Genomic DNA, 16,637 nt, shown 5'->3' on the forward strand with positions numbered 1-16,637 from the left:
TGGAATTTTGGTCGAGGACATTATATCAAAAATGGGAGGTAAATGCTCTTTTTATTTGCAAACCTCCAATAAATTAAGGTTTTAAAAGAATTTTTAAAATAAAATACGGGTAGTTTTTGACACTACCGATAAGAATAGGGAGGAAATCTAAATGAAATTACATAGAAAATATATATGGCGTTCAAAAAAGAATACATTGTCATTATTATTAGTAATGACTCTGGTTGTTACACTATTGGTAGCACTTTTTGTATTATTTCACACGAACCATAGAATTGCTGCAAAAAAGGATCAATTCCTATATACAGCAATTGATTATCAAATTTGTGATGTCAGCACGAAACAATTAAGGCAACTACAAAAAGTAAAAGATATTGAACATTTGGGAATTAGTAGAGACAGTGGAATTATTCGCACCAAAAGTAAGCAAGAAGCAATTTTAGTAGAGGCGAATGCGGATGAAGTATTGGCAGTATCAAAATTAATAAAAGGAAGAATGCCACAGGAAAAAAATGAAATTGTTGCCGAAAGGTGGGCATTGCAAAATTTAGGTCTTGTTCCTGAAATTAATACAACTATGACTTTAAGTACAAGTATAGTAAAGAAGCAGGGGAGATATTCGAAACAAAATGTAACATATAAAGTTGTTGGCATTTTAAATGATATGGCATATAGTAAACGTTCAGGGATAATTTCTTTCTATACTTTTTTACCGGATAAGAATTTTGATGATTTTATAGTTACTATAAAATGGAAAGATGCTGTAAATTCAGAGGTCAAAATGAAACAATTAGTATCCCAGATAGGAGTATCTTTAAAAAAAGTTACTAAAAATGTGTGGGCTGAGGATAAGGATGAATTGTTTAAATGGGATATGGAAATGGGGCTTTTATTAATTTCCATTTTTGGAATTATACTATATGGTGTCTTTCGAATTTTTTTTATAGCAAGGAAAAATCAATACGGTATTTTAAAGGCAATTGGTTATAAAAATAAACAAATAACACAACTCATAGTAAGTGAACTTTTAGAAATATATGCAATCAGTATACCGATTGGAATCATAACCGGTGTAATTCTTTCTTATATTGTTACATTTATTTCACGTGAGCAAGAAATTGAAATTTATTTTTGGGGAAGAAAAGAAGAGTTTTGTGTCGTTTTTCCATATTTACAAATTATAATCGGAATTCTAATGATAGCAATTGTTATAATACTGATAGCGCTGTTTTTTTCTTATAAATTAAATAAAGATTCCATCAGAAGTATAATATTTGAGAATAATATGGAAAGTCAGAAAGGAATAAAAAAGATTAATATTATAAATAAGAAAAATTTGACTTTCATATTAAGTTTAAAATACTTATATCTCCATTTACGTTCTTCTATTTTTTTAGTGCTATCGATTGCATTTGGGTGTACGCTATTTTATGGACTGGCATATCAGGCAAAATTAGAGAAAATGGATAACCAAGTTAACAAAAGTCTTAATTTTTTTAACGGAGATTATATTATAACATCGAATGATGATATGAATTCTAAAGTTGGAATTAAAGAAGAAATTTTACAAGAAATAAAAGAAGTTTCAGGTATAGCTCAAATAGAGTCTGAGAAAGCAATTCCAATAAAAGTGTTTGAAAATGGGGTAAAAAAGAATAAAGGTTATTTTGATAAGTGCGAAGAGTGGGTAAAGAAAAATTACGGATTTTCACTAACGAATACATATGGAAAAGAAGAAATATATCAGACAAAATTAAAAGGCTATAATGAACTTGCATTGAAAAAATTAAAAAATTACATTGTTGAGGGAAATTATAGTTTAGAAACGATGCAAGAAAATGAAGTGATTATAGCAATGCCAAGAATGGTAGAACAGGGAGAAGCGAAAGGGAAAGTTGGCTTTTTTAAAAAGGGGAGGGCTATTATGGATTATAGAGTTGGGGATATAGTTGAAATAGCCTATTGTCGTAATCTAGACACGAATTCTTCCGAATATTGGAATTGCCAGGACCGCTTGTCTGATTATATTCAAAAAAAATTAAAGGTAGCTGCAATTGTATATTATCCATATATGAAAACAGTATCTCCGTTAGAGCAAAATTATCCGCTGTTTATTGTTAGCAATAAGCAGTATAAAAGAATGATTCCTTTGGAGGTATATGAAGCTGTTAATATTAAAATTACGGAAACAGCAAAGAAAAAAGAGAAAGAAATAGAAGATAAACTTATAAAACTGGCAGTAAAAAATCAAGAAATTACAGCAAGAAGTATAATTGAAGAAAAAAACAACATTGATAAAATCTATGTTAAGAAAATAGTATATATTTATGGAATTGTAATTGTTACATTTATTCTTATATTGATTAATTTAATTAATAATTTGCAATATCGAATTTATGTTAGAAAAAATGAATTTGCTGTTTACTGTGCATTGGGAATGACAAAAAAAGCAATCTGTAAACTGGTATGCTTTGAAAGTAGAATACTGGGAATATCGGCACTTTGTATTTCATTTAGCGCGACTCATTTAATTACTCCAGTGCTGTTTAAAAAATCCCAACTTTTCTTATATGGGCAGTATTTTAAATATGATAATTTATTATTTGGAATATTAACTGTAATTACATTATTGATATGTGAGGTGCTATCTAGAAAGATAACAAAAAAGATAGTAAGCACTGACATGATAGAAATATTGAATAGCAATGAATAGGGGGAAAAAGATGAGCATTTTGCAAGTGTTAAATTTAACAAAGATTTATCTTCCGGGTAGTAAAATAGCAGTACGAGCGTTAGATAGAGCTAATATAAAAGTTGAAAAGGGAGAGTTTGTTGCAATTGTAGGACCGAGTGGAAGTGGAAAAAGCACACTGCTTTATTTATTAGGTGGTTTAGAACGCCAAAGTGAAGGAAAAATTATAGTAAATAACAAAGATTTAACTACATTGACAGAAGATGAATTGGCGGAATATCGCAGAAAAGAAATAGGATTTGTATTTCAGAAATATAATTTAATTCCAATATTAAATGCAAAGGAAAATATTGTATTACCTCTTAGTATTGGAGGAGAAAAGATTGATGATTTTTATTTTGACAAAATAGTTAAGTTATTGGGAATAGAAGACCGATTAGAACATATGCCAAACGAGTTATCAGGTGGTCAGCAACAGAGGGTTAGTATTGCACGTGCCCTAATTGGTAAACCAAGCATTATTTTGGCAGATGAACCGACGGGAAATTTAGACTATAAAGCATCCGAAGATATTGTGAACTTCTTTAAACAGTTAAGTGCAGAATTTGGACAGACAATAGTAATGATTACTCATGATAAAAATTTGGCAAGCAAAGCGGATCGAATTATAGAAATCATTGACGGAAAGGTAATGAATCAATAAAATAGAATGTGGAATTATAGTATTATTTACCATAGTTATATCAAGATAAAAATTCATATGAAAACAGTATAAAATGAAAATTTTAAAGCGTATTAATAAAAAGTGAATAGGGAGAAAAAATAATGAAAGTTGCTGTTTGTGATGATGATTGTTATGTATTAGCAATCTTAGAAAAATTTTTTGGAAAGTATAAAAATAGACAAGAAGAAAGTATTAGCAGACGTTATTTTATTAATGAAAATGAACTGCTTTTTTATTTAGAAGAAAAGCAAGATTTAGATATTATTCTTTTAGCTGTAAATACTCCTCGAATAGATGGTTTTACAATAGCGGAGAAGATAAGAAGAAAAGATAAAAGAGTTAAAATTATTTTTTTGGCTTCTTTAATACATTGTGCGGTAGAAGGATATAAGTATAATGCAATTGATTTTTTAATGAAACCTTTAAAATATAGCAAATTTGAAGAATCTTTGAATCGTGCCGTTGAGCAAATATATGAAGAAGATAGTAATTATTTTTTAGAGAAAGTTGATTCGGAAATCTATAAGATATATTTTAGTGATATTATTTTTATTGAAACCTATAATAGAAATACGATGATTCATACAAGTAAAAAAGATATTTTGAGTTATAAAACATTAAAGAAACATGAAGAAGTGTTAGATTCCAGATTTTTTCGATGTCATATTGCTTATCTGATTAATTTAGATAAAATAAATGAAATTAAAACGAGAGATATTTTGCTAGAAAATAATTATAGCGTTCCGTATAGTAAACATAGGAAAAATCAATTAATGTCTGAAATTACATTATACTATGGTGAAAAATTATAAAAAACTGCTGTCTGATAGAAACAAATTGCAATCCATTTTCAATACCCGTATAATGAAAACGAAAGAATAGAATTAATTTGTGGGAAATTGTGTAGGAAATACGGGAGATATGAGGATGGATTTATTAAAACTTTTATTAGTAGATGATGAAGCAATTATATTAAAGGGATTGGCAGAAACTTATGACTGGGAGCAGATGGGATATCAGGTAGTAGGCACAGCAGACAGTGGGGAAGCGGCACTTGCTTTAATTGAAGATGAGGAACCCGACTTAGTGATTACGGATATTCGGATGAAAAAAGTCAGTGGTTTAGAGTTAATTGAGAGGACAAAATGTTCTCATCCGGAAATAAAATTCGTAGTTGTCAGTGCTTACCGTGATTTTGAATATGCAAGACAGGCATGTCAAAATGGCGCATTATCGTATCTTGTAAAGCCGATTGATGATGAAGAATTGGAGAAAATCATGAAAGAAGCTTATCAATTGTGCGAGAGAGAAAAAGAAAAAAATAAACGGTATGAAAATTGGAAAAAAATCCTTGTTGATAACCAGGATAGTTTTCTTAGTCAGATGATAGAGCGATATGTGAAAGATTTAATTAATGCAAATGAATTAAACCAGTTGGCCAAAAATTTGTCGCGGGACATGCAGGTTCAGAATTACTATGCAGCGGTGTGTGCGGATATTGATATTATTCATAAGGTGGAAAATCAAGTTGAATTTGAGATGAAGCAATATGCTTTGTTTACCAGCCTGGAAAAACGTATGAAAGAAAATTATGAGATGTGGAAGTATGCGAATACGGACGGAAGCCATGTCTATTTGGTTAATCTTTTACAGGAATCAGATATTTCTCATTTAAAACAATTAGTAGAAGAGATAAAAGAGGAATGTGAATATCGGGTAATAGTAGCAATATCAAACCGTTATGCAGGTCTTGGCGGAATGAAAACGGCATATAAGCAGGTGCTAAAGTTATATCATATCGCATGTGAGGTAGGAGCCGGATTACTTAGTATGTCTAAGGAATCCAATATAGGAGTTGATACACAATATTCTGTTGATATCGAGAATGATATATTAAGGTCTTTAAGACAGAATTCGCAGGAACAATTAAAGGCGGCATTTGAAAAAATTGTATACAGCCTTCCGTCGGATGAAAGAATTGCTAAAACTTATCTCCATCGTCTTGCAGTGCAGGCCGAAGTTATGTTGGATGATTCATATGAAATCAGTGATTCATTAAAAATGGGATTTTCCAATTTTTACAGCATGTTAGAACAACATAACCTGATGAGAATAATCGATATTTTATATAAGCTCTTTGGAATGGTAATTGAAGAGAGAAAGACTTCTGCACCAGTAATGGCAGAAGAATACTTTAGTGATTATATGAACGAGGCTTTGGAGTATATACATAAGCATTTACAGGATGAGGAACTTTCGATAACAGTTGTAGCGGAAAAAGTCTTTTTAAATCCTGTTTATTTCGGGCGATTTTTTAAGAATGTGATGGGAATTACTTTTAAGCGCTATGTGTTAAATCAGCGAATGGAATGTGCAAAGACATTGATACTACAAGGAAAAGAAAGTATTGCTGAAATTGCAAATATGGTTGGAATACCGAACCCATCTTATTTTTCACAGCTATTTAAACAGGCGACAGGGTTACTGCCTAGTGAATATAAAAAGGAACAGAGCATATGAGAAAAAAGAATTTTGGCATACAAAAAAAGCTTTTTATGTATATGATGATTTTGATAACTTTGATGCTTATCATTCTTACCGTTGGAATTGGAGGAATTGTAAGCACAAATGTAAGAAAAAATCTTCTTGAACAATATCGTTATGTGAATGATAAATTTTATACTGGGTTTGAAAATTTATATGAAGCTTTAAATACGGCAACCGAAAGCTGTATTACAAATGAATCTGTGCAACAGAGTTTGAAAAATAAAAAACTGACTGTTTATGAAAAAGAAACACTGACCAGTGCATTAAGGTATATGGGGAATTCTTATACCGATTATTGTTTTTATGTTGATAACAAAGAGAATATTTATTCCCTTCATAATTTAGACATCAATTTTAAGGATTTTTATAATAGTTACTTGTATAAAGGAATGGGAAATGATTATTCCAAATTAAAGCTGTTTTGGGAACGGGATTTTGTATCAGGATCTATGGATATGGCATTGTTTGCGGGAAGATTGATTCATCAGATGGATAAATCTTATCAGCCGGGGATTTTTTATATAAAATTACAACAGTCCGCATTGGAAACAATGGTAAAAGAAATGGAAAAGACGGATGCAATCTTTTTTCTTGTCGACCAAAGGGGACAGATTTGTTACGAAAAGGAATTTAAAAAGATACAAAAGGAAGAAGAGCTGGGAAGCATTCGAAAAGAAATTGAGAGAACATCAGAAAGACAAAATAGAACGAACAAAAAGGAGTATACAAGTTACAGTTCATATGGAGTCGTGATTGGAGAAAAACAGAATGAAACAGGATTTACAGCGATTACATTTGTGCCAAACCGTGTAATCAATCATGTTCTTTCAGAAATTCTTTGCTTGATTTTAGCTGTGTTTTGTAGTGTATTTTTGCTGACATTTGTATTGAGTAAATATTTTACAGAAAAATTTACAAAGCCAATACGATATATTAGTGAGTTAATGGAAAATTTTGATGATTTAGAATTTACCCAAAAAGCAGCTTTAAATACGAATACAGAGCTTGATTATATTGGAAATTCCTATAATAAAATGCTAGAGAAAATTCGGATTTTAGCAGGTGAGGTAAGATTTAAGGAAAGAGAGCTTAGAAAAGCTGAACTGGATACACTTTTATATCAGATACATCCTCATTTTTTGTATAATACATTAGACACGGTCTATATGTTAGCAAGAATCAGCAAAGAACAGACGATCATGAAAATGATTCAATCTTTATCCAAATATTTTAGAATTATTTTGAGCAATGGTGCTGAAGAGATTACGATAGAAGAGGAACTGGAACATGTAAAGGCTTATTTAGATATACAAAAAATAAGAAATAATGAATTATTTTTTTATGAAATTGAATGTGAAGATTCCATCAGGAAAAATAAAGTGATAAAAATGATTTTACAGCCCCTGGCAGAAAACTGTATCAAACATGGATTTTTAGACATGGAAGAAAAAGGAAGAATTGTAATTAATGTAAAAGAAATGGGAGAAGATATTGTATTTAGTATTCAAAATAATGGAATGTTAATGTCAGAAAAGATAAAGAACCGGTTAAATCGGTTAGAATCAACGGATATGGAAGCAATTCATGCTATTATGACAAAGGAAAAAGGCGGATATGGAATCAGCAATGTTGTAAAACGGCTTCGGCTTACCTATCAGGAACAGATTCGTTTTTATTATGTTGTTTCAGCACAGTATACAACCTGTGTTATTAAAATAAAGAAAGTGATGATGGAGAATGATGAGAACAGTGAATAGAAGCAGAGCGTTTTATAAAGTGATATTTTTATGTTTTGCAGTTTTTTTCCTTACGGGGTGCAATAAAGAGGTAGAAAAGGAAAAAAAGAAGGAGATAAAGATTCCGGTCTGTTTTTCTGTTGATCAGAAAACAGGAAAAAGTGATAATGAAAATTTAGTAGATGCATTTAATAAAAAATATAAAGGGACATATCAGCTGGAGGTGGAATGGGTTACTGACTCAGCTGAAGGGTTTCGGGATAGAATAAAAGTTTTGAATGCAACGGACAAGCTTCCTGCCATAGTAACAGATGTTGGATTTGATGCAAACTTTTACCAGTTATTGGTGGATAATAATCGTCTGCTGGATTTGACTGCGTACTTTAACAAGGATGAAGAATGGAAATCTGCATTAGATCAAAAGATTATGGAACGGTGTGTAGATAAAAATGGAAGTACTTATTTGATGCCTTTAGGAACAATGGTACATTCTTATGCAGGATTTTATTATAATAAAGAATTGTTTCGACAGGCAGGAATTGAAAAATTTCCGACTACATGGGATGAATTTTTTATTTGTCTGCGTAAATTAAAGAATCATGGAATTACCCCATTGGCTTTGCACGGAGGAAATTCCTATTGGACAGCATTGCTAATCGGAACAAATTATATGGCAAAAAATCAAAAAGGAATGGATTTTTTGAATATTCAGTATCCTTCTACTTATCAAACGGAGAGTATGAAAGACATGCTTTCAATGATAAAAAAATTATATCAGTATGCGGATAAAGATGCGTTGGAAATTGAGCATGGAGAGTCACGGAAACGTTTTATAGAAGGGAAAAGTGCGATTATGGCAAATGGTGGCTGGATGTTAGAAAATCTTCCGTCTGATTTTAGAAAGAAAACCGGATTTGCTCCGTTTCCAGAAAATATTTTAATGGAAGAACCAAAGATGACGGCATGGGCAATTACGACCGGTTATGATAAAGAAGTTACAAAAGGGGCAGTTGAATTTTTAAAATTTCGTACTATGATTGCAAAAAAAGATTCTGATGAGTTTCTGGAAAAGAAAAATGTACCGGTTCTTGAAAAAGAATATAAAGAAGTAATCAAGACAGTTCAGACGATTACACCAAATTATCAATTGAAATGGGAAGATGAAATACAAAATCAATTTTGGGTTAGTGAATTTCCATTGTTTATTCAGGGGAAAACAAGCATGAATAAATTTTTAAAAGCAATGGATCAAAAGGTTAAGGAAATTGAATCAGAAAAATAACAAGTATAAAAGTTGATAGTTTAAGTTTAATAATTGATACAGGTTAGAAATCTCCTTGTGTTAGTATGTTCTTGTAAACAAAAAGAGCGGAACGCAAAAAGGAGATTTTGTTATGAGAAAAAAATTATTAGCGATGATGTTAGCAACAACTTTGGCAGTTACTTCCTTTACCGGATGTGGCAGTACAAAAAATGAGGGGACAACAACAAGCAGTGAAGCAGGAAAAACAACGGATTCAAAGAAGCAGGCAGAGCCTCAATATGCAAGTGATGCCAAATTAAAAGTATGGGCTTCCCAGGAAGATCAAAAATATGTAAAGAAAGTTATTGAAAACTTTAAGGCAGATAATGAAGTCGCAAAAGATTGGGCAATAGAAACAAGTGTTGTAAGTTCAGCAGATGCAAAATCCGAAGTTTTAAAAGACCCGGCAGCGGCAGCAGATTTATTTGAATTTGCTTCTGACCAGATTGTAGAATTAAAAGATGCAGGGGTATTATACCGCGTAACAAGAAATAAAGACCAGATTATTGAAAACGACATTGAAGGTGCGATTGAGGCAGGAACAATTGATGGAGAGCTATATGGTTATCCAACTTCCTCAAATTCTTATTTTATGTATTATGATAAGAGCAAATATACAGAAGATGAAGTAAAAAATTTAAACACAATGTTAGAAAAAGATTTAGGAAAAGGTGTGACAAACTTTTCTATGGATTTAGATAACGGCTGGTATACAGCTTCCTTCTTCTTTGGTGCAGGCTGTAAGCTGTTTGGTGATGACGGAATGGATCCGACAAAATGTGATTTTAACAATAAACAAGGTGTTCTTATAGGCGATTATTTACTAGACTTAACTGCAAACAAAAAAGTAAAAAATCATGATGACGCACTACTATTAGCAGGCTTTAAAGAAGGCTCTCTTGCTGCAAGTATTACCGGTACATGGAATGCAAAAGCAATTAAAAAATCTTTAGGTGATAACTTTGGTGTAGCAGTTGTGCCAACGATTACATTAGAAGACGGACAGGAAATTTCTCCAAGTACAATTGTAAATTATAACTTAATTGGTGTAAATGCACAGACAAAATATCCGGCAGAAGCGATGTTGTTTGCAGAATATTTGTCAAATGAACAATCTCAAAAATTAAAATTTGAAATGAGAGAAGCTGCTCCAACAAACAAAAAACTAGCAGAAGATCAAGAATTACTAGCTTCCAGTCCTGCAATTGCAACTTTATCTGAGCAGGTAAAAACATCTACAAATCAGCCTTCTATTGCACAAATGGGCAATTTCTGGTCTCCAATGGAAGCATTTGGTCAGGATTGTATTGCGAAAGTAGTTACAAAGGATAATATGCAGCAGAAGCTAGATGAAATGGTTAAAAATATTCTTACAAAACTTGGGGAATAATGGAAAATAGATAAAGGAGGAATCCTTGTGGTTAAGGAAACAATAAAACAACACTTTTCCATATATAAGGATATTATCAAAGAAGGCGATTTATTTACCAAGCTTTCGGTTCTTATTATGGGAGCGTCGAATTTAAGAAGAGGACAGATTGTAAAAGGATTATTATTTCTTTTGTCGGAGCTTGCATTTCTCTTTTATGCAGTGACAACAGGATTTCAGGCTTTAAAAGATATGCGCACCCTTGGGACACAGACCCAGGGGTGGGTATTTGATGAAACATTGGGTATTGATGTCTTAACCCAAGGAGATAACTCCATGTTAATCTTATTGTGGGGTGTATTAGCAATTTTTGTTTTCGGTTTTTTCCTGATATTATGGAAATCGAATCTAAAGTCTGCATTAGAAGTGCAGAAACTAAGCGAAAATGGAAAAAAGATTCCATCCTTTAAAGATGATGTTATGGCTCATTTTGACAGTAAGCTAAACCGTACAATGCTTGCATTGCCTATGGTTGGAATCATAGCATTTACAGTACTTCCACTTGTCTATATGATTTTAGTTGCATTTACAAATTATGACCATGCACATCAGCCACCCGGAAATTTATTTACATGGGTAGGACTTGCGAATTTTAAGACTATTTTAGCTTCGGGAAGTGCAATATCAAAAACATTTTGGCCGGTTCTTGGATGGACGATTGTATGGGCTGTGTTTGCAACAGGACTAAACTATATTGGGGGCATTTTGCTGGCACTTTTGATTAATCGTAAAGGGGTAAAATTCAAAGGATTTTGGCGCACAATATTCGTACTTTCCATTGCGATTCCATCATTTGTATCGTTATTAATTATGAAAACAATGTTACAACCAGATGGTGCAATCAATGTGTTGTTAAAGGAATGGGGACTTATTAGCAAGAGTATTCCGTTTTTAACAAATGCTTTGGCAGCAAAAATTACAATTATTGTAGTCAATTTATGGATTGGTATTCCATATACAATGTTGATTACTTCAGGTATTTTAATGAATATTCCAGCAGATTTATATGAGGCTGCGAAAGTAGATGGAGCAAATGCAAAAGTAATTTTTCGTAAAATTACTTTTCCGTATGTATTATTTGTCACGACGCCGTATCTGATTACTCAGTTCATCGGAAATATTAATAACTTTAATGTTATTTATCTTCTGTCTGGCGGTGGTCCAAGTTCATTGGACTATTATCAGGCGGGAAAAACAGATTTGCTGGTTACATGGCTTTACAAGCTGACTGCCAGCAGTAAAGATTACAGTTATGCTTCTACAATTGGTATTTTGGTATTTATTCTTTCGGCAACTTTTTCGCTATTGACATTCCGAAAGACATCCGCTTATAACAACGAGGAGGGATTCCAATAATGAAAAAAACAAGGTCTATGTCAAGACATAAAAAAAGAATGAATGTGTATTCTTACATAGTATTAATTGTTTTATCAATTATATGGCTTTTGCCGGTCTTTTGGGTAGTACTTACCTCTCTTCGCAAGGAGTCGGGTGCTTATACCGCATATTTTATGCCAAAGGGATATACATTTGATAACTACATTCGGTTATTTACAGAAACAGATCAGTTCCACTTTGCAAGATGGTTTGGAAACACGTTATTTGTAGCCGTTATTTCGTGTATTATTTCAACATTTTTTGTATTGTCTGTATCTTATGTAATGTCAAGAATGAGATTTAAAGCAAGAAAACCTATGATGAATGTTGCTATGATCCTTGGTATGTTTCCGTCATTTATGTCAATGATTGCGGTTTACTATATCTTAAAGGGGATTGGGATTACTCAGTCATTAATTGCTTTGATTCTTGTGTATTCTGGTGGTTCAGGTCTTGGATTCTTTATTGCAAAGGGATTTTTCGATACTTTGCCAAAGGGTTTGGACGAAGCGGCTTATTTGGATGGGGCAACAAAGTTTCAGATTTTTAGAAAAATTACGTTGCCGTTGTCAAAGCCGATAGTTGTGTACACAGTACTGACTTCTTTCATGGGACCATGGATGGATTTTATCTTTGCCAGTGTTATTATGGGGGATAATTATGATAATTATACGGTAGCATTAGGTTTGTTTAAAATGTTAGAGCGTGAATTTATTAATGATTATTATACCCGTTTTGCTGCAGGTTGTGTATTAGTATCAATACCAATTGCAGCTGTGTTTATCAGTATGCAGAAATATTATGTAGAAGGAATTGCCGGTGGGGCAGTAAAAGGATAACAAAAAGAAAAGGGTTTGCTGGTAAAGCATGCCCTTTTCTTAAAAATATAGAATAAAACTGCTGAAAAGGCGAGTGTTTATAAGTGACAGAAAGTAGCAAAATGTCGATAAGAAGGAGAAAAGGAATGGAACAATTAAAGAAAATTCATACTTCATGCGAATGGAAACAGATTTTTGAGTCAGAAGAATTTAAGGAAGATTATCTTTATCAAGGCTTGGATTTAGGAAGCACTTATTCAAAAGAAAAGACGATTTTTAAGGTTTGGGCACCGAGTGCCACGGAGGTTGTTTTAAACCTTTATCAGACAGGAAGCGACGAGGAAGAGAACGCAAAATTAATTGATAAATTACCAATGAAAGAAGAAAGCAGGGGAATATGGGAGAAAACAGTAAATGGAGACTGGAATGGTATTTACTATACTTATACGATTACAGCGAATGGAAAGAAAAATGAAACGGCAGATATTTATGCAAAAGCGTGTGGAATCAACGGACAGAGAAGTATGGTTATCAATCTTGAATCCACGAATCCGGAAGGCTGGGAACAGGATAAGTTTTTTACTCCAAATACAAAAACACCAGTGATTTATGAACTTCATATAAAAGATTTTTCCAGTGATGACAATTCAGGGATAAGTGAAAAGCATCGTGGAAAATATCTTGCATTTACGGAAAAAAATACAAAATCAACGGGTCTGTCTTATCTTCAATCGTTAGGGATTACGCATGTTCACTTATTGCCATTCTATGACTTTGCTTCGGTTGATGAAAGCAGACAGGATAACGAACAATTTAACTGGGGATATGACCCACTCAATTATAATGTACCGGAAGGATCTTATTCTACCAATCCTTATCAGGGAGAAGTACGTATAAAAGAGGTAAAACAGATGATTCAGGCGTTGCATGAGGCTGGAATTGCTGTTGTAATGGACGTTGTTTATAATCACACTTACAGTACAAATTCATGGTTTCAGTATACAGTGCCATATTATTATTATCGAACGAATGAACAGGGGGAATTTTCGGCAGGTTCCATGTGTGGAAATGATACTGCCAGCGAACATGAAATGTTTCGCAAATTTATGATTGACTCGGTATGTTATTGGACCAAAGAATACCATATCGATGGCTTCAGGTTTGATTTAATGGGCTTACATGATACAGATACAATGAATGAAATCAGAGATGCACTAAATCGTATATCGGGTGAAAAAAATATTTTGATGTACGGAGAGCCTTGGAGTGGAGATTATACTTCAATTCAGGAAGGGTATCAGCTGGCTAATAAAGAAAATATTCGATTATTAAAAGAGGGGATTGCCGTGTTTTGCGACAATATAAGAGATAGTATCAAAGGAAGTGTTTTTGAAGCAGATGAACCGGGATTTGTAAATGGTAATTTGTCACTGATAAATGATATTAAATCTTCTGTCTGTGGCTGGCTTGATGGAGCAGATAAAAAGTTTATGCCATATAATCCAAGACAGATTGTTTCCTATGTATCATCTCATGATAATTATACATTATGGGATAAATTACAATATACATTAAAAGCTAAACCGGATTTTAAAGGCACAGACAAAGAACTGATACAGATTAATAAGATGGCAGCAGGAATTTATTTTACCTGTCTTGGAATTCCATTTTTTCAGGCAGGAGAAGAGGGAGCAAGAACAAAACAAGGAATTGAAAATAGTTATAAAACGTCATCTTCTATTAATCAGATTGACTGGAAAAGAATTCATCAGAATGAAGATTTAGTTAATTATTATAGAGGATTAATCGATATAAGAAAACATTTTACTGCCTTATCCAGCGAAAGTGATGAGATATTAAAACAAATAAAATTTTTAGAAATAGAAGAAGAGGCAGTTGTTGGTTATGTTATAAACGGAAATCGGGATTTGGAAGATAAATGGAATGAACTGTGCATTTTCTATAATGGAAACGATAAGAAAGTAGTTGTTGATCTGCCGGCAGGTGAATGGAAGCTGTTGAGTGACGGAAAACAAATGGGATTATCAGAATTGATTTCCGAAAGAATAATTTTGAATCAACATTCCGTTACAATTTTAGGAAAATAATATAAGCGAAATGGAAAGAGAGAGTTAATATGGAATTTGGAGCAATTTACCATAGAGCATCGGATAACTACTGCTATCCACTCAATGAAGAGGAATTGATTATTAATCTGAAAACAGGATATGATATTGAAAGGGTTTATCTATATTATGGAGATCCTTATTCTTCTGGTATTATGGGTGGAGCAGAAAAATGGAACGGAATCAGAGAAGAAATTTATTATAAAAAAAGATTAAAGCATCATATTTGGTGGACGACTACACTACGACCTAGGTATAAGCGATGTAAATACTATTTTGAATTACATACAAAGACAGAATGTGTCTATTATTTTGAAGATGGCTTTTACACAAAAGAAGAAATTGAAAAGCAAGAAAAAAGTCCTTCTTATTTTACATTTCCATGGATGAATCCAATTGATATTAATAAAACGCCGGATTGGGTCAATGAAACGATTTGGTACCAGATTTTTCCGGAGCGGTATTGCAATGGGAATCCTGCAATTAATCCAAAGGGAGTAAAGCAATGGAAATATGAAAAAACAGGTGTATATGACTATTATGGGGGAGATATTAGCGGAATTGATTCGAAACTAGACTATTTGCATAATTTGGGAATTACAGGAATCTATTTTACACCATTATTTGAAGCAGATTCCAATCATAAATATAATACAAAAGACTATTATAAAGTAGATTCTCACTTTGGAACAAACGAAGAATTAAAGCAATTGGTAAAGCATGCCCATCAGAAGGGAATCAGGGTGATGTTTGATGGAGTGTTTAACCATACGGGAACGGATTTTTTTGCATGGCGTGACGTGATGGAAAAAGGAGAAAAATCAAGGTATTATAATTGGTATATGCTAAATCAGTGGCCGGTTGATGAAGAAACAAGTACGGAAGACGGAAGATATTACACATTTGCATTTGCGAGCCATATGCCAAAGTTAAATACAAATTGCGAAGAAGTCATAGAATATATACTTAATGTTGTAAAATACTGGATACAACAATTTGACATTGACGGATTAAGACTTGATGTAGCAAATGAAGTATCACACTATTTCCTAAAACGACTTCGGAAAATGGTAAAAAAAGAAAAACCAGACTTTTATCTTTTAGGAGAAATATGGGGAGACAGTATCAGCTGGCTTCGAGGAGATGAATTCGATTCCGTCATGAATTATCCACTTGCATCAGGAATATCTGACTATTGGATTTATAAAAATTGGAAAAAAGAAGAATTTGAGCATGCAATTAACCGTTGTTTCACAATGTATATGCAGCAGACAAATGATGTTTTATTTAATTTATTAGACTCCCATGATACGAACCGATTGATGGATAAAGTGAAAGAAAAAGATATTTTCTATCAACAATTGGCGGTTCTTTATACAATGCCAGGAAGTCCTTGTATTTATTATGGAACAGAAATTGCAATGGAAGGAGCTCATGACCCAGACTGCAGAAGATGTATGCCGTGGGAGGAAATAGAAAAGGGAACGTATGACGAAGAAATAGAGCAGATAAAAACATTGATTAAATTGAGAAAATCTCATGCAGCACTCAGAAGCAGAAATTTTCATTTTCCAAATACGATTGATGATGACAGAGTTGTGGAATATATAAAACTTGATGGACAACAGTCAGTCAAAGTAATTATGAATTGTGGAGAACATGCCGTTTTAATAAAAGAGGAGGGAAAGGTAGTATATAATAGAAACTTAGTTGGAAATCAGCTGAAGAAAAATGGAATTGTTATAATTGAATTGAAAGAAAAAGTATGACAATAGTTATATGTCGAAAAAAGGTTAATTAAAATCATTTGAATATAGTAAAGATAAGTGATATAATGTAAAAAGAAGGAGAAAAATAATAGTATTTTCTATATCTATCCAAACTT

Annotated in this window: 11 protein-coding genes; all 11 read left to right on the forward strand. The window is 32.6% G+C overall.

Annotated elements, in window-relative coordinates:
• Nucleotides 1-151: 151 nt before the first annotated feature.
• A complete protein-coding gene (locus FYJ58_RS05920) occupies nucleotides 152-2,713 on the forward strand; it encodes an ABC transporter permease (protein WP_154518692.1) in 2,562 nt (853 codons plus the stop codon).
• A 10-nt stretch (nucleotides 2,714-2,723) separates the two neighbouring features.
• A complete protein-coding gene (locus FYJ58_RS05925) occupies nucleotides 2,724-3,395 on the forward strand; it encodes an ABC transporter ATP-binding protein (protein ID WP_154518695.1) in 672 nt (223 codons plus the stop codon).
• 122 nt (nucleotides 3,396-3,517) lie between these two features.
• Entirely contained in the window at nucleotides 3,518-4,228 is a 711-nt protein-coding gene (locus tag FYJ58_RS05930) for a LytR/AlgR family response regulator transcription factor (RefSeq protein ID WP_154518698.1), read from the forward strand.
• Between the two features lie 115 nt (nucleotides 4,229-4,343).
• Nucleotides 4,344-5,936, forward strand: coding sequence for a response regulator transcription factor (locus FYJ58_RS05935; protein WP_205839171.1), 1,593 nt, complete (start codon nucleotides 4,344-4,346; stop codon nucleotides 5,934-5,936).
• A complete protein-coding gene (locus FYJ58_RS05940) occupies nucleotides 5,933-7,720 on the forward strand; it encodes a sensor histidine kinase (RefSeq protein WP_154518704.1) in 1,788 nt (595 codons plus the stop codon). The genes FYJ58_RS05935 and FYJ58_RS05940 overlap by 4 nt, the downstream gene beginning before the upstream one ends.
• Nucleotides 7,701-8,981, forward strand: a complete 1,281-nt coding sequence (locus FYJ58_RS05945; protein WP_154518707.1) for an ABC transporter substrate-binding protein — start codon at nucleotides 7,701-7,703, stop codon at nucleotides 8,979-8,981. Before FYJ58_RS05940 ends, FYJ58_RS05945 begins: the two co-directional genes overlap by 20 nt.
• A 112-nt stretch (nucleotides 8,982-9,093) precedes the next feature.
• Nucleotides 9,094-10,392: an extracellular solute-binding protein gene (locus tag FYJ58_RS05950; RefSeq protein ID WP_154518710.1), complete on the forward strand. Its 1,299-nt coding sequence runs from the start codon at nucleotides 9,094-9,096 to the stop codon at nucleotides 10,390-10,392.
• 27 nt (nucleotides 10,393-10,419) lie between these two features.
• Nucleotides 10,420-11,787 carry a carbohydrate ABC transporter permease gene (locus FYJ58_RS05955; RefSeq protein WP_331464161.1) on the forward strand — a complete coding sequence of 456 codons (1,368 nt, stop codon included), beginning with the start codon at nucleotides 10,420-10,422 and terminating at the stop codon, nucleotides 11,785-11,787.
• Nucleotides 11,787-12,647 (forward strand): sugar ABC transporter permease, encoded by an 861-nt coding sequence (locus tag FYJ58_RS05960; protein WP_154518713.1) that lies wholly within the window; start codon nucleotides 11,787-11,789, stop codon nucleotides 12,645-12,647. The genes FYJ58_RS05955 and FYJ58_RS05960 overlap by 1 nt, the downstream gene beginning before the upstream one ends.
• A 125-nt stretch (nucleotides 12,648-12,772) precedes the next feature.
• Nucleotides 12,773-14,734: a type I pullulanase gene (pulA, locus tag FYJ58_RS05965; protein WP_205839172.1), complete on the forward strand. Its 1,962-nt coding sequence runs from the start codon at nucleotides 12,773-12,775 to the stop codon at nucleotides 14,732-14,734.
• A 29-nt stretch (nucleotides 14,735-14,763) separates the two neighbouring features.
• On the forward strand, nucleotides 14,764-16,521 hold the full coding sequence (locus FYJ58_RS05970; protein ID WP_154518719.1) for a glycoside hydrolase family 13 protein: 1,758 nt from the start codon (nucleotides 14,764-14,766) through the stop codon (nucleotides 16,519-16,521).
• Nucleotides 16,522-16,637 lie beyond the last annotated feature (116 nt).

Source organism: Velocimicrobium porci (assembly GCF_009696045.1).
Classification (GTDB): Bacteria; Bacillota; Clostridia; order Lachnospirales; family Lachnospiraceae; genus Velocimicrobium; species Velocimicrobium porci.